Source organism: Pseudomonas rustica (assembly GCF_018336155.1).
GTDB lineage: Bacteria > Pseudomonadota > Gammaproteobacteria > Pseudomonadales > Pseudomonadaceae > Aquipseudomonas > Aquipseudomonas rustica.
The window spans coordinates 486,074-508,400 of record NZ_JAGYHF010000005.1 but is presented as its reverse complement, the minus strand read 5'-3'; the positions used below and the strand labels follow the sequence as shown (position 1 = coordinate 508,400).

Below are 22,327 nucleotides of genomic sequence, written 5' to 3'. Positions count from 1 at the left end.
GGTGTTTGGGCGAGTTACGCCGACGTGGGATACCGAGTTGAACTCAAGTTTTGAAAAGCCCAAAAATCGGCCCCCTCTCCCTCGGGAGAGGGCTGGGGTGAGGGGCGAATCCAACGAAGATCAAAAGATCGCAGCCTTCGGCAGCTCCTACACACGATGAGCGCAAGCTCGGGTGCAGCTTTTGATCTTAGAGCCCGTCGGGAGGCTGAGCGGGAGGGATTCATACGGGGAAAGCATCGAGAGGAGGTGCAGCGAAGCAAACCGTAGGCGATGCCCCCGGATGAACCCGGAGCGAAGGAACCCGAGCCTTAGCGAGGGCCGGACGTCAGGGCAAAGACCTTTGGTTACTTTGGGGCGTTTGCCAAAGTGACCCGCCGTAAGGGCGGAACCAATACCCGCCCCACCACAAACAACGGATATGTACCCAAATCAATGCGCCGTAACCCGCCCCCGCCCAGGCGAAAGCGCCAACGCCAACTGCGTCCGATTATGCATATGCGTCAACCGTAAAACCTGCGAAACATAAAGCTTCACCGTGTTCTCGGTAATCCCCAACTCACAAGCAATCTGATAATTCGTCTGCCCCTTCCCCACCAACCGCGCCACATCCAACTGCCGTGGCGACAACTGATTGAAAATCTCCGGCATCTCCGCCGCCTCAGCCTCCCCGCCCAACCTATCCCGCACCACCGTCGCAGGACTACGCCGAACCTTATCCAGATCCTGATAAAGGTCATCAATCGACTCAGACAAAAACTGCAACTTCTGATTCAAATGCCCAAGCTGCACATTCTTGTGCCGCTCCTGCAACGCCAACTCCTGACGCTGCAAACCCTCCAGCAACTCCGCCAGATCAATCGGCTTCTGATAATAATCAGCAATCCCCGCGCGCAACGCCTTGATCACGTCCTGCTTGTCCGCGCGCCCGGTCAACATGATCGCCTCGAACGCGCGCTGCTTGCCGGCCAGGCGTTGCAACGCCTGCACCAGTTCAATGCCATCCATCCCCGGCATGTGCAGATCGCACAACACCAGACCAATCTGCGCGTCTTCAGTAAAACGCTCGATCGCCTCTTGGCTGGAAACGCAGGGGACGCAGCGATAACCGCTGGACTCGAGAAACTCGCACAACTCCTCGACAATCAAGGGTTGATCATCAACCACGAGGACTTTTACCGCAGACGTAAGCTTGTTCACGTGCCACTCCATGCCCTAGGCCAAAGCTGACCATTCCTGTACTGACAGCCCTTGGCTGTATAACCAGCTCATTTGAAAGTAGACGTACTTTCCGACTATGTACATAGAACTAGTGGCACCCGGCGACTAGTGGATCCAATAGAAAGCCAGCCCCGTGCCGAGTAGCACAAACGGCGCAAATGGCAGCTTTTTTGACGATCCCGGGCCCAAATATCGAAGACGATCTCTAAGCCCTTGACTCATATGCAGCCAGACTCTTGGCGCGAGCAGCAGCCAGAGCACGCTGGCGATGCCGGCGCCGACAAATGTCCAAAGAACGAAAATACCGTCCGTCGCAAGGCCCAGAGCTGTCATTAGTTTCACATCGCCGGCGCCCATACGGCCCATCAAATAACCCGGCAGGGTGAACGCCAACGCCAACAAAACCGCCCAGCCGCCCTGCCCGGCCTGAGCACCCAGCCAGGTGCTGCCGGTAGCCAATAAAAACCCCAGCGCCAAGGCACCGACACCGACGGTCAAGAGATTGGTGATGCGCCGCTGCCGGGCGTCCTGAGCGGCGCAAACCAGCAGCCATACGAGAAGGATAAAACTCTGCATCCGGTAAAAACCGTCCGTTTTTGCTGAATGATTCTATGCTGATACTACGCAGTGACTGTCAGGGTAGACGCACTCATGAAAAACGGCTTTCGGAAGTCGCAAAAAGGTGCGGTGGCGATTGAGTTCGCCCTGGTGTTCGTGATCTTTTTTGCGGTGTTTTACGGCTTGATCAGCTACAGCCTGCCGTTCGTGATGATGCAATCGTTCAATCAGGCGACGGCTGAAGCCGTGCGCCGTAGCGTCGCCATTGACCCGACGACGCCCGGTTATGCGACGGCGGTCGTCAATGCTGCGAATGCAGCGCTGACTGACCAATTGTCGTGGATGAACTCGTCGTTCAATCTGGTGGTTGGCACCGATACCAGCGCGGTTTTCGACAGCAGCAAAGGCCTCAACGGCACGCTCACCGTCAGCGTCAATTACCCGGTCAGCAAGCTCAATCAGGTGCTGCCGTTTCTGGTGCTGCCGGGGGTTGGCACCGTGCCCAGCCTGCCGACCAATCTGACCGCCCAATCGAGTCTGCAATTTTGACGGCTGGCGATAAACTTTTCGGGCGGTTGCTCAAGCGTTCAGCGGTCGTCGCTCACGAACCGCTGGAGCCTCTGGTCTCGCCGATGCTGGGCCTGCACATTCATCTCGACGATGACGGCGCGGTATTGCAGATGGCCGGGCCGTTGCGCCATGTGCTCGAACAACAGAAACCTCATGCTCAACCATTGCCGCTGAGCGACTACTTGCTTGCCCACAGTTGCCTGGCCATCGAGGGCCAGCCGAGTGATTGGCAAGGGCAACTGCTCGATCTCGACTTCGCCTGCCTCGGCGATCAGGTGCTGCATTTGCGCGGCTGGGCGCAGCGCTGGGGCAACGGCTGGCTGTTGCAGTTGATGGACATCGCCGACTTGCTCATCGAACGCCAGCAAGCGCGCCACCACGACGCCTGCCAAGTGATCGCCGGGCAAATCAGCGAACAATTGCGCAGTTGCGGCCCGCTGCGTTTGCCGGCGATTGTCAGCGAACAACTGCAAGTCATCGCCCAGCGCTGGCACATCCCTTGTCTGGCATTGGCGCTGCTCGATGAACAGGAACAGGGCTGGCAAATCTATCGGCAGTTTCAGGCCCATGACGCGCCGACGCTGTGGCACGACGGTCAACGACTGGGCACGCCGCTCGACAGTTTGAACGGCACCGCGCCGCAGCGACTCGATGCGCACCACGGCCTCAACGAACATTCGCGGGTGCAGATTATCTTCGGCAACGCCGACGGTTTTGCCGTGCCCTACAGCGATGATCGCGGCGTGGTCGCATGGCTGCTCTGCGGTTTTTACGACGTTGATCACGCTGCGCCCTATCTGACGGTGCGCGACTGGATGTGGCTGGCAAGTTCACTGGCGGCGCCGTTGCTCGGGCGTCTGCGCGAGCAGCAACATCATCGCCAGCACGAACGTCTGGAATCCCTACAGACCTTGCTCGGCACCGGTTGGTGGGAAATCCCCGGCGTCGGCGATGCGGTGCAATTGGCGCCGTCATTGGCTGCAGCCCTACAACTGCAGGCGACACGATTGACCCAAGAAGAATGGCTGACGCAGATCCATCCTGCCGATCGCGAGGAAATGCGCAGCTGTCTGCACGCCCTGCAACAACGCGGCGAGCCGCTGACCTTGAGCGTGCGTCTGCACCCTGCGGATAACGAGCAAGCGCCGACGTGGTTTCGCGTGCAAGGACAAGTCACCGGCAACGCCGAACACCGGCGGCTGGTCGGTTTCATGCTCGACATCAGCGACATCAAAAACCAGCAGCAACTGGCCGCCGCCGCCCATGCGCGGCTGGACAATCTGATCGCCAGTTCACCGGCGGTGATTTACGTGCAGCACTACGCCGAAGGTGCGTTGCAACCAGCGTTTTTCAGCGCCAGCCTGCAACCGCTGCTCGGTTTGCGTCTGGAAGATTGCAGCGCGGCGGCGCTGATCGAACGCCTGCATCCGGAAGATCGCGAGGTGTATTTCCAGCGTACTCGGCAGTTGCTGCGCGAAGGTTCGGTGCGTGCGCGTTATCGCCTGCGTGACAGCCGTGGCGATTATCACTGGCTGCTCGACGAGGCCAAACTGCTGCGCAACGACCTCGGTTTGCCGGTCGAAGCCGTTGGCCTATGGCTGGATGTTACCGATGCGACGCTGGCCGCTGAGCGGATCAAACAAAGCGAAGAGCGCTACCGGATTCTGGTCGAAGATTCACCGGCGATGATCTGCCGCTATCGCCCGGATCTGACCCTGACTTTCGGCAACCGGCCACTGGCTAACTATCTGGAATGCACGCCGGAGCAATTGCCGGGCATCGATCTGGGCACCTGGATGTCCGACGAACAGCGCGCCGCGTTCGTCCAGCGCCTGACGCTGCTGACCCCGGACAACCCGGTGAGCACCGCCGAAATCAGCCTGCAATTGCCTGGCCGCGAACATGCCTGGTGGGTGTGGTCGGATCGCGGTGTGTTCGATGAGCGCGGGCAGTTGATCGAAGTGCAAGCGGTGGGTCGCGACAACACCGAAGTGCGCCGCTCGCAGCAGCAACTCACGCAGAGCGCAAAAATGGCCACCCTCGGCGAGATGGCCACGGGGTTGGCGCACGAAATCAATCAGCCGCTGAACGTGATGCGCATGGCCATCGTCAACGTGCTCAAGCGCTTGAGCAACGGCGATGTGCAGGTCGATTACCTGACCGACAAACTCAACCGCATCGACGCGCAGGTGCAACGCGCGGCCAAGGTTGTCGATCACATGCGCGTGTTCGGCCGCCGTTCGGAGATCGAGCAACAACTGTTCAATCCGGCGTCGGCCATCGAAGGCACGTTGTCACTGTTGGCTGAAGGCATGCGCGGAAAAGGCGTGGATCTTCGCATCAGCGACACCGGTTTTCAGGTGCAGGTGCGCGGTTATGTCGATCAACTGGAGCAGGTGTTGATCAACTTGATGGTCAACGCCCGCGACGCGTTGTTGAGCAAGCGTGAGAAGGATTCGAGCTTCAAACCGTGGATTTCGATTTATGCCGAGCGTGATGATTTGAAGGTCAGGCTGTGGGTCGAGGACAACGGTGGTGGCATTGATCCGCGTTTGTTGGAGCGAATTTTCGAGCCGTTTTTCACCACCAAACCGATTGGTGTCGGCACGGGGTTAGGGCTGTCGGTGAGTTACGGGATTATCGACAACATGGGTGGGCTTTTGAGCGTGCGCAACTCGGTCGAGGGCGCGCGGTTTTGTATTGAACTGCCGATTGCGGCGGACGATTAGATGACTAGATAGGCTTTGCCGGTTTGCCCGCAGGTCATGTTGGCGCCGACGTCGACGTCCATCAGGTTGATGCCTAGGCTTTTTAGGAGGTTGTTGAGTAAGGGGTCGAGGAGCGGGCTTAGCAGGTTGGTGATTACGGGCAATATCTTGCTGGTGACATCACTGATCAGAGAGGCAACACCCGTCACGATAGCCCCCAATGGATTGCTGCCAAGCGGTCTGTAAACGATCAGATTGATACCCGCCAAGGTGCTCGACAGGCTGCCGACAATATTATTGGTAGGCACCGCCGACTGTATGCTCGGTGGCAATTTGAGGTTGGCAGGGGTCGCGAACGGAGTAGCGCTGGAGAACACCAGATCCTGCGAGTTTTGCGCGACGCTGGTGTCGAGCATGATTGCAATACCACCAGCACCGTACTGAATATGTGTGGAGGGGTCGCAACTGCCCAGCCCGATGATCCGGTAGCAACTCACGATGCCAAGGTCTATCAGCGGCAACGGTGTAACGGTGGGCTCGGCGACGGAAGAGAAGGCGTTAGTTGGATCGATCGTGCCGAGCTTGAGGTCGGCAATTGAAGTGACGGTGTGCGCAGTCAGGCTCTTGGTGCCGGTTGTTCCGGTTGGGCAGCTGTAATCGGTGACATAACTTTTCGCGCCGCCGGCATCCAGGCTGATATCGATTCTCGGCGTCGGCAACAGCTTCGGATCCAGCTGTTGACAGCCAATGCAGATCACTGAGTTGAGCACTGCCACCAGATTCAGACTCAGCACTGCGTTGAGCGTCGATGTCAATCCGCCCACCAGTCCCAGCACCGCATTGGTCAGCCCGGTAACTCCAGACAATCCCGTCAGATCCACCGAGACCAGCGTGCGGATCTGTGCCGTTCGTACAAAAATTCGATCCGCCCCCAATGGGCTGAGCTTGGCGCGCGCCGGATCACCAATCGCAGAAAACTGCGGCGGCTCGATCACCTTCACCTTCACCGTGACATTCGCCAGCCCCAACACACTGATCGGCAACGTCGCCGCCACCGCGCTTTTGCTGTTAGCCAGTTGAATCACGCCCTGCACCAGTTGCAGCAGTTGCAGATTGGCGTCGAGCCCCGCCGCCGTGGTGCCGGTCTGCAATTGCAGAATATCGCCAAGTTTGACCGGCGCCGCGTTGATCGCCGCCACCTGCAACTGGCCCAGTGCAGTGATCACATCCGCCGTCGCGCCGTTGAGTTGCACCACCGTCGCGGCGGCCTGAATCAGTTGGGTGACCGTGGCCTGGGTGTTGAGCAGTTGCGTGTAATTGCCGGCGGCGACATTGAGGTTGATCGCCAATTGGTTGAGGTAGCTGAGCAGGTTGATATCGGTTTTGAGCAAGCCGTCCCAGCCCAGCGCCGTGAGGTTGACGTTACCGCCGAGCAGCCCGGCAAACAGCGGATTGAGGATGTTCGATTGCGCGGTATTGATCGTGGCCAAGGTGCTGCGAATGTTCAGTTGGGCGATGGTCGGCTGGGGTTTCGCGGCGACGGCCGTGGCGTTAAGCGTGGTGTTGAGGCTGACCGCCGTGCCGCTGAACAACGCCTGCACGCCGCCGGCAAAACTGGTGGTGAGGGTGTGACTGCCGACTACGCGCACCGCTGCCGCTTGCGTGGCATCCACGGTGAACGAACGCAATCCGGTCGCGGCCGTGACTAATGAACCACAGGTGGTGGCGAGGGTGTTGTTGGCATCGACGGTAAAACCATTACGCACCGCGCTTTGCCCGGCGTAAGTGGCAGCGGTCAAACCGGGCAGACAGTTGCCGCCACGGCTCACCGCTTCCAGCGCGGCGTTATCCACCACCCGCTGCAATTTGCGCTGCTCCATGTACAAGCGCCCGGTGTCGACCACCAACAGCATCGCCACCAGCGCCACACTCAGCGTGGCAGCCGCCATCAACCCGATCGCCCCGCGTTGCCGGGCCGGGCCATTGAACTGCGAACGAGGCGACATGGCGCACTCCTTTGCCGGCGCACTGCCGAGCGCAACCTCCATTGATGCGCTTGAGTGTAGACGCGACCGAGCAACACTGCTGGCAACACGCCAGCGCACACAACACAAAACCTGTAGGAGCCGAGCTTGCTCGCGAAGGCGGTGGGTCATTCAGCATTGATCTGCCTGACACACCGTCTTCGCGAGCAAGCTCGGCTCCTACAATGATCGAGGAGGTCACAAATTCTGTGAACACCCCAAAAACCTGTGGGAGCGGGCTTGCTCGCGAAAGCGAACTGTCTGCCAAATCAATGTTGAATGTGCCGGCCTCTTCGCGGGCAAGCCCGGCTCCCACAATGACCGAGGTGCCTACAAATTCTGTGAACACCTCAAAAACCTGTGGGAGCGGGCTTGCTCGCGAAAGCGAACTGTCTGCCAAATCAATGTTGAATGTGCCGGCCTCTTCGCGGGCAAGCCCGGCTCCCACAATGACCGAGGTGCGCACAAATTCTGTGAACACCCCAAAAACCTGTGGGAGCGAGCTTGCTCGCGAAAGCGACGGGTCATTCAGCATTTATCTGCCTGACACACCGTCTTCGCGAGCAAGCTCGGCTCCCACAGGGATTGGGATTTCAGCGCGGTGGGTAGTTGGCGAGGATCCGGGTGACGGTCTCGCGGATGGCGTTGCTGCGGTCTTCCGGGTTCGGTTTGCTGGCGAGCATTTGCTCGTCGCTGCCGCGCCACACCAGTTTGCCGTCCTTGCCGTCGAGCAAGTCGATCTGGATGGTCGCGACTTTGTAGGTGATGTTGCGCGTTTCGTTGTACATCGGCGCGCCCCAGTAGCCATTCCACGGGCCACCCCAACCGCCGCCGTAGTTGGTCGTCACTTGCTGCTGACGATCCTCGACAATCAGGTAAGTCTGCACACTCAAATCACCCTTGGCCCCGGCAGCGGCCGGGCGCAAACCGCGCTGATCGAGTTGATCGGTGACGGCCTGGCGGATGCGTTGCTCGGTCAGGTCGCTTTTGATCCGTGGATCATCCGGGCGATATTGCAGGGCGGGTTCTTTCCAGCTCCAGTTGCGATAGGCAGCAAAATCGCGGCTGGCGTCGAAGTCATGATTAACCTGATTGGCGGCGCAGGCGCTGAGCAACGCGGCCATGGCCAGTAAGGCGAGACGACGGAACATGGTTTTTCTCCGGTAGAAGACATGACCTGCACAAGCTTCTCATTTGCAAGAAGCTAACTGGGAGGATACGCCGACATGGCTTTTTCCACAGCCTCCCGGATCGAATCGGCTTGATCACTCTGGTTGCCACGGGTGCCTGTTTCGGCGCTGGAACTCCAGACCGGTTGTCCGGTACCGGCGTCGAACAGATCCACCTGAACGACGACCACTTGTTCGGAGTACGTGCGCACGATCGGCACGCTGTTGTACATCCCGTAACCCCGACCATAACGATCATAGCCACTGTATCCGCCGCCGTAGTAGCCGTAATCGTCCTGCACCTGACGCAAGCGTGTTTGCAGACTCAGGTTGGCGCTGACCAACAGGTCGGCCGGACGATTGTCGTGCAGCGGGCGCAGACCTCGTTGATCCAGCGCGTTGCTGACTGCCTCGGCCACTTGCGCCGAATCCGCCCATGCAGTGCCCGGCGGCAATTGGCCGTTGAGCCAGGCCCAACTGCGATAGCGCCCGTAATCACGCGGCGGCGCCGGATAAGCACTGCGATCAAAGGTGTTGGCGGCTTGCGGCGGCGCCGGCGGCAAGGGCCGCGATTGCGCCACATAAGGGTTGCTGCCCTCGCAGGCGGCCAACCCCAGACAGATCAGCAATAACCCGGATTGAGCTTTCATTTTGCGCTCCGATCAGATCGGCCGGCAGATCCAGTGCAAGTAACGCCCAAGCCCGGCGAAGCTTGGGTGGCGACGGTGAGCGAGCTCCATCTCGAGCAAATCGACGAGTTCGGCGCGGGCCTGGAATTCCACCGGCATGTAGTCGTGGAAAACCCGGATCCCGCTCTGAGTTTCGACCTGCCACAACCCTTCGAGTTGCGTTGCCAATTCCCGTGGATCGAGGGGCTGCTGCGGGGTCAGGCTCTGCTTTTCACCGGCCATGTCGTTCTTGCGCATTTTCTTGAAATGGCCTTTGAGCAGGTTGCGGTAAATCAGCGCATCGCGGTTGTAGAACGCCAACGACAGCCAGCCGCCGGGCTTGGTCAATTGATGCAGCACCGGCAGGATCGCGTGGGGTTCGGCGAGCCACTCGAGCACGGCGTGGCAGATCACCAGGTCATACGGTTCGGTGAGTTGCCCGAGCAACGCCTGCCACGGTGCCTGAATAAACGTCGCGGTCTGCCCGGCTTCGGCGAAACGCTGGCGCGCACCTTCGAGCATCGGCTCGGCCGGCTCGGTGAAGGTCACGTCGTGGCCACGCTCGGCCAACCACAGCGACATGTGGCCGAGACCACCACCGATGTCGAGCACACGCAACGGACGATCCGGCAGCGCTTCAGCAAGGTCCGCCTGCAACACCGCGAGGCGAATCGCGCCTTTGGCGCCACCGTAGATTTTTTCGGCGAAACGCGTCGCTAACTGATCGAAATGCCGGTCGCTCATCAGCTGAACCGCCGTTCGCTGTCGGCGAGCTTGGCGCGCACCACTTCATTCATGTCCAACCCCAACTCGCTGCACAGCAGCAACAGGTACAGCACGATGTCGCCGACTTCCTGCCCGGCATGGGCGAGTTTGTCAGCGGGCAACTGGCGCGACTGGTCTTCGCTCAGCCACTGGAAGATTTCCACCAGCTCAGACATCTCGACGCTGGCGGCCATGGCCAGGTTTTTCGGGCTGTGAAATTGCCGCCAGTCATTGCGGTCGCGAATGGCGTGCAGGCGTTCGGTCAGTTCAACAAGGTTCATCGGGCTCTCCTGAAGGCGTATAGCTTCAAGCGGATACGACCTGAAGGCAAGCAGCGCCGGTGATCTATTGTGGGAGCGGGCTTGCTCGCGAAGGCGTTGGATCAGTCAATTGAAGTGTTGAATGACACACCGCTTTCGCGAGCAAGCCCGCTCCCACAGGATTGGTGCAAACCTTCTATCATGCAGGGAACTCGGCCACCTGCGTTGTGGCCCAAGGCTCAGCTCTTTCATCAGGATGCACACATGCAGGTAGAAAGCTTTTTCGAATGGCTCGGCCAGGCGCTCGGGTCGGTGATCCGCTTTATCGTCGATGGCCTCAGCGGGCTGTTCAATATTCTGAGCAATGCCGGCGGCAACTTTGTCGACGGGCTGGCGAAGACGCTGGGGATGGACACGTCGATCATCAGCATCATCGCGCTGATTGTCGGGTTAATGCTGTTGTGGTCGGCGATTCGGGCGTTTATGAATGCGTCGATCATTACCGGGATTATCTGGTTGTTGCTGGGGTTGTGGTTGCTGAGCTGGATTATTCACTAGGTACGCTTTTAAGAGCCCCTCACCCTAGCCCTCTCCCGGAGGGAGAGGGAACTGATTTGGGTGTTTGCGAGAAGTACGCCGACTTGAGTTAGCGAGTTGAACTCGGGAATTGGATTAAACCGGGATTGGCCCCCTCTCCCTCCGGGAGAGGGCTGGGGTGAGGGTAGCTTCTACCGCTACAATGCCGCTCCCCCAAGGAGCCCGCATGTCCAACCTGACCACCGACTGGCGCGACCGCCCGACTCACCGCAAGGTCTGGGCGCTGGCTGCGCCGATGATCCTTTCGAATATTTCCGTGCCGCTGGTGGCGCTGGTCGACAGCACTGTCATCGGCCATTTGCCCCACGCCCATCAATTGGGCGCAGTGGCGGTCGGCGCCAGTCTGTACACCTTTCTCGCCTGGGCCATGGGTTTTCTGCGCATGGGCACTACCGGTTTTGCCGCGCAAGCGGCCGGGCGCAGTGACGGCGCGGCGTTGCGACAGATTCTCTTGCAAGGGCTGCTGCTGGCGATGGGTCTGGCGCTGGTGCTCGGCACCCTCGGCGTGCCGTTGAGCGGCGTGGCTCTGCATTTCATGCAGCCGTCGGCGGAGCTGGATCAGCTCACCCGGGAGTTTTTCCATACGCGGCTGTTCGGCCTGCCGGCGGCGCTGGCCAGTTACGCGCTGGTCGGCTGGTTCCTCGGCACGCAGAACGCGCGGGCGCCGCTGGCGATTCTGCTCAGCACCAACCTGATCAACATCGCCCTCAATCTGTGGTTCGTCATCGGTCTGGACTGGGGCGTGGTCGGTTCGGCCCGCGCTTCGGTGATCGCCGAATGGAGCGGCGCCCTGCTCGGCCTCTACATGACCCGCAAAGCCCTGCGCGCGTATCCGGGGCACATTGCCTGGGCGGCGTTGAAACTGTGGCAGAGCTGGCGCCCGTTGCTGGCGGTCAATCGCGACATTTTCATCCGCAGCCTCGCCCTGCAATCGGTATTTTTCCTGATCACTGTGCAAGGCGCGCGGCTGGGTGATGCCACCGTCGCCGCCAACGCGTTGCTGCTCAACGGCTTGCTGCTGACCGCCCACGCCCTCGACGGTCTGGCCCACGCCGTCGAAGCCCTCTGCGGCCACGCCATCGGCGCGCGTGATCGCCTTGCGTTGCGTCGATCGCTGGTGGTGGCTGGCGGTTGGTCATTGATCGCCAGCGTCGGTTTTGCCGTGCTGTTTCTGCTCGGCGGGCATCTGTTTATCGAGATGCAGACCAACATCCAGAGCGTGCGCGACACCGCATTCATCTACCTGCCCTACCTCGCCGTGCTGCCGTTGATTGCGGTGTGGAGCTACTTGCTCGATGGCCTGTTCATCGGCGCCACCCGCGCGCGGGAAATGCGCAATGGCATGTTGATGACCGTGGTTCTGCTGCTGCCCTTCGCCTGGGCGCTGCAAGGTCTGGGCAATCACGGCCTGTGGATAACGTTTCTGCTGTTCATGGTCTTGCGCAGCCTGACGCTCGGCGCGCAAGCGCTGTGGCTCAAACGCAATGACGGCTGGTTCAACGGTGGCGCTCATTGAGTGGGCGTGTGCTCGATAAAACCGACCACCTGATCGAGCACCGGCGCCAATCGCCGCAATGGTCGTGACAGTGTCGCCACCAATGTGATGTGGCTGGGCCGCGAGTAATACAAATCTTGCACCGGCACCCCGGCTTCGCGCAGTTTGCGAGCGAGGCCGCCGCTGTTGCGCGTCGGATTGACCAGATCATCCTTGCTCGCGGCAATCAGCAACGCCGGTGGCGCGCCGCGACTGACATGGTTGATCGGCTGCGATTGCGGCGGCGAATTCGGCCAGAAAAACACCGGACGCACGTCAGGGTTCTCGATCGGCAGAAAATCATACGGACCGGCCAGACCGATCCATCCGCTGAGATCTTTCGGCGACATGCCGACCTTCCCCAGCAAATCGCCATCCAGCGCCAGCATCGCCGCGTTGTAGGCGCCGGAGCTGTGCCCCATCAAATACAGGCGCTGCGGGTTGCCGGAATATTCACTGATGTGTGCCTTGGCCCACGCCACCGCCCGCGCGCCGTCTTCAAGAAACAGTGGATAACGCACCTGCGGATACAGCCGATAATCCGCCACCACTGCGACAATCCCCCGCGACGCCAGCGCTTCGCCGACAAAGGTGTAATCCGTTCGGTCGCCCGTATTCCAGCTGCCGCCGTAGAAAAACACCACCACCGGCGCGTCCTTGAGCGGATGACGCGGCACATAGACGTCGAGCTTCTGCCGTGGATCATCGCCGTAGACAATGCCAGCGGTTTTATCGAAGGTATCTTCGGGCGTCAGGGCATTGAGCACTTTCACCGGCGAGCAACCGCCCAGCACCAACAGTAAAATCCCGCCGATCAGCGTGCCAAACCGTTGCCGAAAAGTGCCTGCCATGGATGCCGAACCTCTGATTCAGGGTTGATCGTTCTGCCACTGACGACGCACATGGTCGAGCCCTTCCTGCTGGGTCAATCCCGCCGGTGGCGGCACCAACACAGCGCGCGGATGCAGCAAGCGTAGCCACAACCAGCCGTCGAGCACGCCGCGGTCGCTGAAGCCCAGCGCCAGACCTTGTTGAACATGGGAGGCCATCGTCGCGTAGTCGGTTCCAAGCGATTGGCACCAGCGCCAGATGTGCTGCTCCAGCAGACAGGTTTGCAGGCGCTCGCGTTGCTGCGCGGTCAGATTTTCTTCAACCCCGAGCGGCGCCACCGCCAAGCGTGGATTGCGCAATTGCTGCCAGCCGTGACTGCCAATCGCCCGGTCGGCCCAGGTGCCACCGTACCAGCGCAACTGCTGAATCGGCCCGAGCCAACGGCTCAATTCGCGGGCATCGCAAGCGTCGAAGAAATAGCTCGCAGTCTGGCGGTTGTAGAAACTCAGCAGTGCGCGGTGATGCAGGCCGAACGACACGGTGAGCATGCGCCGCAAATGCAGGAGCAATTCCGCGCTCGACACTTCGCTATCCAGCAACAAGCCGCGCCAGGTCTGCGGGTCGCGCTGACAGCATTCCAGCAGCGCCTCGCTGTCGTGCAACTCGATCAACAACGGCCCGTGCTCGCGCAGCGGTTGAAACTCCGTGGCATCGAACAGCCAGAAGTGCCGCAATCCGGCGAATTCTTCACGCAGCATCTTCAGCGCCTGCGGTGCTTCCTGGACATCAAGCAGCAGCCATTGCGCCAGCGGTTCGAGCATGACGTCGCTCATCCGCGACCGCTCTGGTCGAGTTCACTGACCAACCGGCAGCTGCAGATTGATTCGCGACAATGGCTGTAACTGCCGCCGCCGGGGATCAGGCACAGCAGCAGCAACGGTTGCGCCGACTTCAGCCATTGCGGCAGGCCTTCGGTGATCAACTGCTCCGGCAACGAGTTTTCTTCTTCAGGCTCTTCATCGGCCAGCGGCGCCTGTAAAACCCCGCTGATCACCGGTTGATCCGGATCGCCTTCAAGAAAACTCACCACCACCTCGACCCCTTCGCGCAGCAAGGGCAGCGCCTGGTCGGCCAACGCCGGCGCCAGCGGCAGCCAGCAATGACTGGCCGCAGCGCCTTCGCCCTGATACAGCCAGTCGAACTGCACCGCCACCGGCCGCGAGCGATCCGGACGCGGCTCGTCGACCGCCACCACCCAGGCCCGTTGCAAACTGTGCATGCGTGGGCGCGCGGGCACGGTTTCCGGTACCGGCGCGGTATCCTGCAAGACCGCGAAAATCCGGTTGGCGTACGGTTGTTCAAGGGACATATCGGCGTGATGTTCGACGCGGGACAGCAGCCATTCACGGTTGCACTCGGCAAACGGATGACCCGCCAGCGGCAGCCAGCGACCGCTGCGCAAGCAGGCCAGATCAGTTTCGCCCTCGGCCCTCTGCGCCGCTTGCGTACCGCCCTCGCTCGGCGACCATGCGTTGTGCAATTGCCAGCGACGCACCGCCGGCGCTTCGTCTTCTATCACGTCAGCAAATTGCGCGGCACCGGCCCGAGGCAATTGCGCGACATCGTCACCGAACACCAGACAATGGCCGTCACGCCGATGCTCGAAGTGATAGTGGATGCCCGCCTGCGCGCACAACCGCTGCAGCAGTTGCAGGTCGGACTCGCGGTATTGGGTGCAGAACGCCAACGGCGGATAATCGCCGCCCAGCTCGAAGCGTCGCTGCCCACCGCTGATCCCGTGTTCCTTGAGCACTTGCGCGAGAATCTGCGGCACCGAGCAACCACTGAACACCCGCTGACTGAAACGCAGCGCCAGGCAGTTCAATTTTGGCCCCAACCGCGCGCGACACAGGCGGACGCCCGGGCCATGCTCGTGCTGAACCAGGCTGTGCAATTGCCCGTGCACACCGTTGCGCAGCGCATCGAAATGCAGGAACACCGAGCGGTGCAGCAGACCGGCGAGATCCAGTTGCACATCGTCGATCAACACATCGATCTCAAACGCAAAGGGTTCGCTGAGGGCTTCGTTACCGGTAAACGCCAGCACTTCGAAGGCGTCGGACAGACCCGCTACATCGAGACGAAAGGTCGGCTCGTTGACTGGATCAAACATAGGCGGATCTCTACAGGAGGGGCGGCCGGGGATTCTCGCCGAGACCCATGGCTGAGTAGAGTGCCGAAGTACAACTTAGGAAATGACCTACGCGAAAAGCAGACCGGATGACTTTGCTGGCCGGGATGGCCAAGGATTTCGCGGGGAAGTTGGGATATGTCCCACCGGGTTATCCGAATTTTCCACAGCCTGCGGGGAAAATTTCAGACAACCCGGTTTAAGGACAACCTGCCGTCAGGAAGACAGGTAGGAGGAGCGGGTCAGACCCAGACGCAAGGCATCGAGGAATTGCGTGCGCTCGCTGGCACTGATGCGGGCACTGGCGCACTTGTCGCGGTAGTGAGTCATCAGTTCTTCCGGCGACAAGTGCACGTAACGCAGCATGTCTTCGATGGTGTCGTGGGTCTCGATGCCGGCGTGGTACACGCTGCCATCGGCGTTCTGGTAGATGTTCACCGAGTCGGTATCACCGAACAGGTTGTGCATGTCGCCAAGGATTTCCTGATAGGCGCCCACGAGGAACACGCCCAGCAGATAGTCTTCGCCTTCATTCAAACCGTGTACCGGCAGACTGGTTTCGATGCTCTGCTCGTCGACGTACTGGTTGATCTTGCCGTCGGAGTCGCAGGTCAAATCTTGCAGCACGGCACGGCGCAGCGGCTCTTCGTCGAGACGGTGCAGCGGGATGATCGGCAGTACCTGATCGATCGCCCAGGTGTCCGGCAGGCTCTGGAACACCGAGAAGTTGCAGATGTACTTGTCGGCCAGTTTGTCGTTGAGCTCGTCGAGCACCTGACGGTGCGAACGCTGACGCGCTTTCAGCGAGTTGTGCAGGCGACGGCACACGGCGAAGTAGCACTGCTCGGCCAGGGCTTTTTCAGCCAGGGTCAGCTTGCCGTCGGCGTACTGCGCGGCCACGTCGCTCATGTAGTGAGTCGCGCGCCAGTAGGTTTCGGTGACCATTTCGATGTCGGTCGGGCCGAGCAGGTCAACCAGCCACTGCACGGTTTCCGGCAGCGCTTCCTTGTTTTCGATCTGCGGGATTTCGTCGTTGTGCTTCTCGACGTCAGTCACCTGCACCACCAGCATCGCGTGGTGCGCGGTCAGCGAGCGGCCGCTCTCGGAGAAGATGTGCGGATGCGGCAGGGCCTGCGCGTCGCAGAATTCCTTGAGCATGCCGACCACGACACCAGCGTAATCGTCCATGTCGTAGTTGATCGAGCTGGCGTTGCGCGAGTGCGTGCCGTCGTAGTCGACGCCCAGACCGCCACCGACGTCGATGTGATCGACCGGCAGACCGAGGTTGCGCAATTCGCCGTAGTAACGGATGGCTTCTTTGAAACCATGTTGATAGTCAGCGAGGTTGGCAATCTGCGAACCCATGTGGAAGTGCAGCAGGCGAATGCCCTGATCCAGACCGGCCGCGCGGAAGCGCTCGACCACCGACAGCAATTGCGCCGCCGACAGACCGAATTTGGATTTCTCGCCACCGGTGTCCGCCCACTTCGACGAGGCCAGCGACGACAGACGCACGCGCAGGCCGACCTGTGGCTTGACCTTCAGCGAGGCGGCTTCTTCGATCACCAGAGCGACTTCGGATTCTTTCTCGATGACGATGAATACGTTGTGGCCAAGCTTCTGACCCATCAGCGCCAGACGAATGAACTCGCGATCCTTGTAACCGTTGCAGACGATGGTGCCGCCCTTCGGCGCCAGCGCCAGCACGGCCAGCAGCTCAGGCTTGGAGCCGGCTTCCAGACCGATGGAGACGTCCTTGGTGGCGATGATGTTCTCGATCACCGCTTCTTGCTGGTTAACCTTGATCGGGTACAGCGCGGTGTATTTGCTCTGGTATTCCAGACGCTCGATGTTCGCATCGAAGGCGCCGGTCAACTGGCGGACACGGTCTTGCAGGATGTCAGGGAAACGAACCAGCAACGGCAAGGACAAACCGCTTTTGCGCAGTTGGTCGACTTGCTCGAACAGGTCGATAGGCGAGCTGCTCGGGCCGTTCGGACGAACTTCGACGCGACCGGCTTCATTGATCGCGAAATACCCGGCCCCCCAATGGCGAATCCCGTAAACACTGCGGCTGTCCGCAACTGTCCATTGGCTGCCATCGTCTTTACGTGTGCGTCGTACGGACATCGAAGTCCCCTATAAAGAAGTCATAGTGCGTCGCCTGATCGCAGGCTGGCGCAGTCTAAAGAATGAAAATGACGATTCGTCAGCGCGGCGGTAGACCGCGCTGACCGCGTGGAGTTTAGAAACCGGTCATGAACAGGCTCTGTGAAAACCATGGAGACGACGCCGGATCTGAATGAATTCAGCGCCGGATCAAGCCGCAGATGGATTTCACAGAGGCTGCTAGCCGCCGGACTTCTTCGCTTTGAAACCGTGCTTGATCAGCTCAGCCAAGAGTAGCTCGACATGATCGCCCTGGATTTCGATGATCCCGTCTTTCAGCGCCCCGCCAGTGCCGCAACGTTTCTTCAACGTTGTCGCCAACTCTTTGAGCGCGTCTTCGGCCAGTGGCACGCCGGTGATGGTGGTCACCGTCTTGCCGCCGCGGCCCTTGCTCTCGCGACGCACGCGGGCAATGCCGTCCCCTGCCGGGATCACGGTTTGTTTGCAGATACAGGCGTCCACCGGCTTACTGCATTCCGGGCAATGACGACCTGCGTCGGTGGAAAATACCAGGCCACCAAGGGCGGCGAAGGATGCGGCTTTTTTGGCCACCGGCAATCCTCTTGGGAGGACAAAGACTGATCGCGACCTTGGGCAAGGTCATCGACCGCGAAGCCCCACTCAGGCAGGGGCAGCGCTACTGCACCGGAATTTGGCGACGAGACTGCTGACCTGTAGGAGCTGCCGAAGGCTGCGATCTTTTGATCCTGCTCTTGAAAAACAAGATCAAAAGATCGCAGCCTTTGGCAGCTCCTACAGTGGGTCAGCAGGCCAACCTCAAACTATTCGGTGCAGCTTGAAAAGGTCGCGCAGTGTAACGGCAAAAAACCCGATTGCTAAGTGCCAATCAGCGCCAATTTATGTGTTCTTTGCGACGTCGCTTTGTTGCGCCTTGAGATAGCGCTTCAACGCGGCCAGCGAGTCCGGGCAGTAAGGCTTTTGCCGGATTTCCTGCATGACCTGCTCGACCGGAATAAAGCGCGCTTCCAGCACCTCTTCCGGTTGCAGTTTCAGCGGGCCGTCCCAGACGGCGGAAAACGCCGAACACCAGAGTCGGTTGCCAGTGTCTTCGAAGTAGAAATGATCGTGAGCGGTCAACTCCACGCCGCTGACGCCCAGCTCTTCTTCCAACTCACGGGCGGCCGACTCGGCGTAAGTCTCGTCAGCCTGCACCATGCCGCCCGCCGCGACGTCCCAGTAACCGGGATAAATCGCCTTGCTCAAGGTGCGCCGATGCACGCAAAGCTCACCGGCGGAATTGAACAGCATGATGTAAGTGCCGCGACCGATCAGCCCGCGTTCGCGCAGATCGGCACGCACCAGAGCGCCGAGCAGGTTGTCCTGCTCGTCGACCCAGGCAATCTGTTCGGCATCGGAGGCGGCACGGTGCGCCGCCTCTTTCGCGCTATCGGACATGACTCATCCCTGATTAAGCAGTTGACGCAGATCGATCACAGCAGCGTTCGCACGGGAAATATAGTTGGCCATGACCAGCGAGTGGTTGGCCAAAACGCCGAAGCCGCTACCGTTAAGAATCATAGGACTCCACACCGGTTCCTGCGAGGCTTCCAGCTCACGAATAATCTGACGCACGCTGACGGTGGCGTTCTTCTTCGCCAGCACATCGGCGAAGTCGACTTCGATAGCGCGCAGCAGGTGCGACAGCGCCCAGGCCTGACCGCGTGCTTCGTAGAAGACGTTGTCGATCTGCATCCACGGCGTCTCGACGATTTCCTCATCGACCTGCGGCACTTCACCCACCGCCGGGGTTTCAGTTTTCAGCGCGGTGTTCAGCTTGACCCGGCCAACACTGGCCGACAGACGTTGCGACAGTGAACCCAGACGGGTGCCGACATCGCCCAGCCAGTTGTTCAGGTTGTCAGCACGCGCATAAAACAGTGCGTTTTTCTGGCTCGGATCCGACAGGCGCGCCTGATAACGGCTCAGCGAGTTGATGCCCTCCTGATACTCGGACTCGCTGGAAGGCAGAACCCAGCTCTTGTTGTCGAAGTTGAAACGCGGCTCGGCCTTGGCCAGATCGGCGTCTTCCGCCGACTGCGATTGCGAACGGGCGAAGTCTTTACGCAGGGCACGGGTCAGGTCACGCACCTGAACCAGCACGCCGTATTCCCAGCTCGGCGTGTTGTCCATCCACAGGCCCGGCGGGAAGCGGTCGTTGGAAATGTAGCCGCCCGGTTTGTTGAGCAAGGTGCCGGCGACGGTCTTCAGAGTTTCGACCGTGGTGTAGCCGATGACCATTTGCTTGCCTTCTTTCTCGGCAGCCACTTGCGCGTTTTGTGCGACCGGAAACAGCGCCGGCTCCTGGCTCCAGTACCAGCCGAGGCCGATGGTCACCAGCAGATAAATGCCGATCAGTGTGGCCAATGCGCGGCTGAACAGCAGCCCGCCAACATAGCTGCGGGTGGCCGACTTGGGCTCGGCGGCACGTTCAGGCGCGCTGCCCGCGCGGTTTTTCCAGTCCAGCATGGCGATATCCTTTCAATCACTTGGGTTCAACGGTTCGACCACAACCATACAACAACGTGCCAGAGCCGGGCACCCGCGCGTAAAGATAAGCCGCAAATCGTGTGGGCAAATGACGCTTCGCGCCGAACTAAGGGTTTCCCTGATACCCGAGCGCCCATCACCCGCATGCAGGCGCTTGAAAACAATCGAAAAGCGCATTCACCGCGATGATAAAAGCGTGGGCAAAAAACTCATCCGAAAATCACCCTGCCTCTGTAACGCCCCCAGATCACGGGGACTTCACCGACGAGCAGGTCGAAAACAAAACCGATCGGTCAGAAACTGAATGATGACGCATTGCAGATTATTGCAGTACGACGCTCGTGTAAGGGAAAAGAGGTGCTAGCATAGAGCCACCAGTCGCCCTCAGCATGCAGCCTAACTAGTAGTCAGGATATGACCGAGCCAGAAGACCCCAGCCGTGAGCGTCTCAAGCACCACTTTGCCCAGCGGGTAATTCATCAGGCACGTCAGATTCTTGAGATATGGCAGCGCCTGCAACGCAGTGAGTGGTCTACCGTCGACCTCGCCGAACTGAGCGAGGCGAACTTGCGCCTGCTGCGTTTTGCCGAGCGCTTCGAACAGCCCGAACACACGCAACTGGCGCACCACATCAGTCAATCGCTGCAAGCAGTGGATGCCAATCGCGGCCGTCTCAGCAGCGGTCTGATCACCGACCTCAATCGTTTGATGCAGCGTTTGTCGCGCACCGGCCTGCGTCATGGCGATCAACTTGACCAGACCTTCCTGCCGCCGCTGCGCAAGCCAATCTACGTGATGCTGCAGGATCACGACCGCGCCGAGCGGCTGGCCAAACAACTGGAATTTTTCGGTCTCAGCGCGCAGGCGCTGGACAGCGTGGCAGCCTTTCGTTCGTCGATGGTCGAGCGCTTGCCTGCCGCCATCGTCATGGACGTGGACTTCAGCGGTGCCGGCATCGGCCTGAAACTCGCCGCCGAAGCGCAGGTCGGTCTGGATGAACCGCTGCCGCTGCTGTTCTTCAGCCTGCACGAAACCGACACCCCGACCCGTCTCGCCGCCGTGCGCGCCGGCGGCCAGGAATTCCTCACCGGCACCCTCGAAGCGTCGAGCCTGCTGGAGAAGATCGAAGTCCTCACCTGCGTCGCCCAATACGAACCTTATAAAGTGCTGATCATCGACGACTCGCGTGCGCAGGCCCTGCACACCGAGCGCTTGCTCAACAGCGCCGGCATCGTCACACGCACGCTGATCGAACCGATTCAGGCGATGGCCGAACTGGCCGATTTCCAGCCGGATCTGATCATCCTCGACATGTACATGCCGGCCTGCACCGGCACCGAGCTGGCCAAAGTGATTCGCCACAACGACCGTTATGTCAGCGTGCCGATCATTTATCTGTCGGCCGAGGACGATCTGGACAAACAGCTCGACGCGATGAGCGAGGGCGGCGATGACTTCCTGACCAAACCGATCAAGCCGCGCCACCTGATCACCACCGTGCGCAACCGCGCCGCCCGTGCGCGCAATCTGAAAGCACGGATGGTGCGCGACAGCCTCACCGGTCTGTACAACCACACGCACATTCTGCAATTGCTCGAAGACTGCTCGTTCCGCGCCCGCCGCGAGAGCAAGCCGCTGAGCTTTGCGATGCTCGACATCGACCACTTCAAACGGGTCAACGACAGCCACGGCCACCCAATGGGCGACCGCGTGATCAAGAGCCTGGCACTGTTCCTCAAGCAGCGTTTGCGCAAGACAGATTTCATCGGTCGTTACGGCGGCGAAGAGTTCGCCATCGTTATGCCCGACACCGATATAGACGCCGCGCATAAAGTGCTCGACGAAATCCGTCAGCGCTTCGCCGAGATCCATTACCCGGCACAACCGCAGGATTTGTGGTGCACCTTCAGCGCCGGCGTGGTGGAAATGCACGACGACTGCGACAGCCTGATGATGGCCAGCCAGGCCGACGAGGCGCTGTACCGCGCCAAGGGTGCCGGACGCAATCGCGTGCAGTCGGCGCGGGAATCAAAGCAAAGTGCCACCTTTTCATCAGATTCCACTGATTCGGTCATAACCCTGTAACAGAACCGCAATAAATTCAGGCGCTTACCATTTCTGCCGTTGGTAGCCGTCATGCGCCTGAAGTTGCTCACCAATCTCAATACCCTGCTGCTGGTCGCCGTGTGTGTCGCACTCGGCGCCACGCTGTGGTGGTCGCAAAAAGCCCTGGAACGCCCGTATCTATTGATGGAGCGGTATTTGGGGTTGTCGCAGCAATTTCAGAACGAGGTGGCGCGCAACGTCGAGGACTACCTCGCCAGCGGCGACGCCTTGCGCCTGAGCGCCGCCAGTCAGGCCATCGATGGCTTGCACAAAGAACTCGGCGAACTGCCGCCGGCGCTGGCCGATACGCTGCGCCCGAGCCTGGCGGAGCTGGATGAATTCAGCAAAACCGATCTGCTCGCCGCCGGCAAACTGGCCGGTGATCCGCAGGCCTTGCTGTTGCAGGCCGAGCGCGAATTGAGCGCCAGCCTTGAGCAACTCAGCACCTACG

General features: G+C 60.3%; 19 protein-coding genes. 5 read left to right on the top strand and 14 right to left on the bottom strand.

The features are described from left to right. Positions 1–429: 429 nt before the first annotated feature. On the bottom strand, positions 430–1,197 hold the full coding sequence (locus KFS80_RS12505) for a response regulator transcription factor (protein ID WP_053116953.1): 768 nt from the start codon (positions 1,195–1,197) through the stop codon (positions 430–432). 126 nt (positions 1,198–1,323) lie between these two features. Then, the gene (locus KFS80_RS12500) at positions 1,324–1,794 is read right to left on the bottom strand and encodes an A24 family peptidase (RefSeq protein WP_053116922.1); all 471 of its coding nucleotides are present in this window, start codon (positions 1,792–1,794) and stop codon (positions 1,324–1,326) included. Positions 1,795–1,869: 75 nt separating this feature from the next. On the opposite strand from KFS80_RS12500, the gene KFS80_RS12495 reads away from it, so the two are divergent. Continuing rightward, positions 1,870–2,325: a TadE/TadG family type IV pilus assembly protein gene (locus KFS80_RS12495; protein ID WP_212544966.1), complete on the top strand. Its 456-nt coding sequence runs from the start codon at positions 1,870–1,872 to the stop codon at positions 2,323–2,325. Further along, positions 2,322–5,075, top strand: coding sequence for a PAS domain-containing sensor histidine kinase (locus KFS80_RS12490; RefSeq protein ID WP_212544965.1), 2,754 nt, complete (start codon positions 2,322–2,324; stop codon positions 5,073–5,075). Before KFS80_RS12495 ends, KFS80_RS12490 begins: the two co-directional genes overlap by 4 nt. On the opposite strand, the gene KFS80_RS12485 is transcribed toward KFS80_RS12490, so the two are convergent. From KFS80_RS12485 to KFS80_RS12465, 5 genes are all read right to left on the bottom strand, one after another. Then, complete coding sequence (locus KFS80_RS12485; RefSeq protein WP_212544964.1) at positions 5,072–7,060, bottom strand: pilus assembly protein TadG-related protein; 1,989 nt, start codon at positions 7,058–7,060, stop codon at positions 5,072–5,074. The genes KFS80_RS12490 and KFS80_RS12485 overlap by 4 nt on opposite strands. Positions 7,061–7,671: 611 nt before the next feature. After that, positions 7,672–8,229 (bottom strand): DUF4136 domain-containing protein, encoded by a 558-nt coding sequence (locus KFS80_RS12480; protein WP_053116918.1) that lies wholly within the window; start codon positions 8,227–8,229, stop codon positions 7,672–7,674. A gap of 53 nt (positions 8,230–8,282) precedes the next feature. Beyond that, positions 8,283–8,897, bottom strand: a complete 615-nt coding sequence (locus KFS80_RS12475) for a DUF4136 domain-containing protein (RefSeq protein ID WP_053116917.1) — start codon at positions 8,895–8,897, stop codon at positions 8,283–8,285. Positions 8,898–8,909: 12 nt separating this feature from the next. Further along, positions 8,910–9,659, bottom strand: coding sequence for a methyltransferase (locus tag KFS80_RS12470; RefSeq protein ID WP_212544963.1), 750 nt, complete (start codon positions 9,657–9,659; stop codon positions 8,910–8,912). Beyond that, complete coding sequence (locus KFS80_RS12465) at positions 9,659–9,961, bottom strand: MazG-like family protein (RefSeq protein ID WP_053116915.1); 303 nt, start codon at positions 9,959–9,961, stop codon at positions 9,659–9,661. The genes KFS80_RS12470 and KFS80_RS12465 overlap by 1 nt, the downstream gene beginning before the upstream one ends. A 243-nt stretch (positions 9,962–10,204) precedes the next feature. On the opposite strand from KFS80_RS12465, the gene KFS80_RS12460 reads away from it, so the two are divergent. Together KFS80_RS12460 and KFS80_RS12455 are read left to right on the top strand one after the other, a co-directional pair. Next, complete coding sequence (locus KFS80_RS12460) at positions 10,205–10,498, top strand: hypothetical protein (protein ID WP_212544962.1); 294 nt, start codon at positions 10,205–10,207, stop codon at positions 10,496–10,498. 205 nt (positions 10,499–10,703) lie between these two features. Then, a complete protein-coding gene (locus KFS80_RS12455; RefSeq protein WP_053116914.1) occupies positions 10,704–12,053 on the top strand; it encodes an MATE family efflux transporter in 1,350 nt (449 codons plus the stop codon). On the opposite strand, the gene KFS80_RS12450 is transcribed toward KFS80_RS12455, so the two are convergent. The 7 genes from KFS80_RS12450 to KFS80_RS12420 all read right to left on the bottom strand — a co-directional run bounded on the left by KFS80_RS12450 (position 12,047) and on the right by KFS80_RS12420 (position 19,749). Next, positions 12,047–12,922: an alpha/beta hydrolase gene (locus KFS80_RS12450; protein WP_212544961.1), complete on the bottom strand. Its 876-nt coding sequence runs from the start codon at positions 12,920–12,922 to the stop codon at positions 12,047–12,049. The genes KFS80_RS12455 and KFS80_RS12450 overlap by 7 nt on opposite strands. Before the next feature lie 18 nt (positions 12,923–12,940). Beyond that, the gene (locus KFS80_RS12445; protein WP_212544960.1) at positions 12,941–13,735 is read right to left on the bottom strand and encodes a DUF4123 domain-containing protein; all 795 of its coding nucleotides are present in this window, start codon (positions 13,733–13,735) and stop codon (positions 12,941–12,943) included. Continuing rightward, positions 13,732–15,075, bottom strand: coding sequence for a contractile injection system protein, VgrG/Pvc8 family (locus tag KFS80_RS12440; protein WP_212544959.1), 1,344 nt, complete (start codon positions 15,073–15,075; stop codon positions 13,732–13,734). Before KFS80_RS12440 ends, KFS80_RS12445 begins: the two co-directional genes overlap by 4 nt. A gap of 234 nt (positions 15,076–15,309) precedes the next feature. Beyond that, complete coding sequence (speA, locus tag KFS80_RS12435) at positions 15,310–17,223, bottom strand: arginine decarboxylase (protein WP_053116910.1); 1,914 nt, start codon at positions 17,221–17,223, stop codon at positions 15,310–15,312. A 219-nt stretch (positions 17,224–17,442) separates the two neighbouring features. Continuing rightward, a complete protein-coding gene (locus KFS80_RS12430; protein WP_007914613.1) occupies positions 17,443–17,814 on the bottom strand; it encodes a translation initiation factor Sui1 in 372 nt (123 codons plus the stop codon). Positions 17,815–18,120: 306 nt separating this feature from the next. Further along, the gene (locus tag KFS80_RS12425) at positions 18,121–18,678 is read right to left on the bottom strand and encodes an NUDIX hydrolase (RefSeq protein ID WP_053116909.1); all 558 of its coding nucleotides are present in this window, start codon (positions 18,676–18,678) and stop codon (positions 18,121–18,123) included. 3 nt (positions 18,679–18,681) lie between these two features. Beyond that, positions 18,682–19,749, bottom strand: a complete 1,068-nt coding sequence (locus KFS80_RS12420; protein ID WP_053116908.1) for a DUF2333 family protein — start codon at positions 19,747–19,749, stop codon at positions 18,682–18,684. Between the two features lie 435 nt (positions 19,750–20,184). Here KFS80_RS12420 and gcbA point away from each other — a divergent pair, with 435 nt between their 5' ends. After that, positions 20,185–21,855, top strand: a complete 1,671-nt coding sequence (gene gcbA, locus KFS80_RS12415; protein WP_212544958.1) for a diguanylate cyclase GcbA — start codon at positions 20,185–20,187, stop codon at positions 21,853–21,855. Positions 21,856–22,327: the final 472 nt, after the last annotated feature.

Excerpts from the sequence above, each read along its gene's own strand:
- KFS80_RS12500 (WP_053116922.1), bottom strand. The coding sequence starts at position 1,794 with ATGCAGAGTTTTATCCTTCTCGTATGGCTGCTGGTTTGCGCCGCTCAG.
- KFS80_RS12495 (WP_212544966.1), top strand. The coding sequence starts at position 1,870 with ATGAAAAACGGCTTTCGGAAGTCGCAAAAAGGTGCGGTGGCGATTGAG.
- KFS80_RS12485 (WP_212544964.1), bottom strand. The coding sequence starts at position 7,060 with ATGTCGCCTCGTTCGCAGTTCAATGGCCCGGCCCGGCAACGCGGGGCG.
- KFS80_RS12480 (WP_053116918.1), bottom strand. The coding sequence starts at position 8,229 with ATGTTCCGTCGTCTCGCCTTACTGGCCATGGCCGCGTTGCTCAGCGCC.
- KFS80_RS12475 (WP_053116917.1), bottom strand. The coding sequence starts at position 8,897 with ATGAAAGCTCAATCCGGGTTATTGCTGATCTGTCTGGGGTTGGCCGCC.
- KFS80_RS12470 (WP_212544963.1), bottom strand. The coding sequence starts at position 9,659 with ATGAGCGACCGGCATTTCGATCAGTTAGCGACGCGTTTCGCCGAAAAA.
- KFS80_RS12465 (WP_053116915.1), bottom strand. The coding sequence starts at position 9,961 with ATGAACCTTGTTGAACTGACCGAACGCCTGCACGCCATTCGCGACCGC.
- KFS80_RS12460 (WP_212544962.1), top strand. The coding sequence starts at position 10,205 with ATGCAGGTAGAAAGCTTTTTCGAATGGCTCGGCCAGGCGCTCGGGTCG.
- KFS80_RS12455 (WP_053116914.1), top strand. The coding sequence starts at position 10,704 with ATGTCCAACCTGACCACCGACTGGCGCGACCGCCCGACTCACCGCAAG.
- KFS80_RS12450 (WP_212544961.1), bottom strand. The coding sequence starts at position 12,922 with ATGGCAGGCACTTTTCGGCAACGGTTTGGCACGCTGATCGGCGGGATT.
- KFS80_RS12445 (WP_212544960.1), bottom strand. The coding sequence starts at position 13,735 with ATGAGCGACGTCATGCTCGAACCGCTGGCGCAATGGCTGCTGCTTGAT.
- KFS80_RS12440 (WP_212544959.1), bottom strand. The coding sequence starts at position 15,075 with ATGTTTGATCCAGTCAACGAGCCGACCTTTCGTCTCGATGTAGCGGGT.
- speA (WP_053116910.1), bottom strand. The coding sequence starts at position 17,223 with ATGTCCGTACGACGCACACGTAAAGACGATGGCAGCCAATGGACAGTT.
- KFS80_RS12425 (WP_053116909.1), bottom strand. The coding sequence starts at position 18,678 with ATGTCCGATAGCGCGAAAGAGGCGGCGCACCGTGCCGCCTCCGATGCC.
- KFS80_RS12420 (WP_053116908.1), bottom strand. The coding sequence starts at position 19,749 with ATGCTGGACTGGAAAAACCGCGCGGGCAGCGCGCCTGAACGTGCCGCC.
- gcbA (WP_212544958.1), top strand. The coding sequence starts at position 20,185 with ATGACCGAGCCAGAAGACCCCAGCCGTGAGCGTCTCAAGCACCACTTT.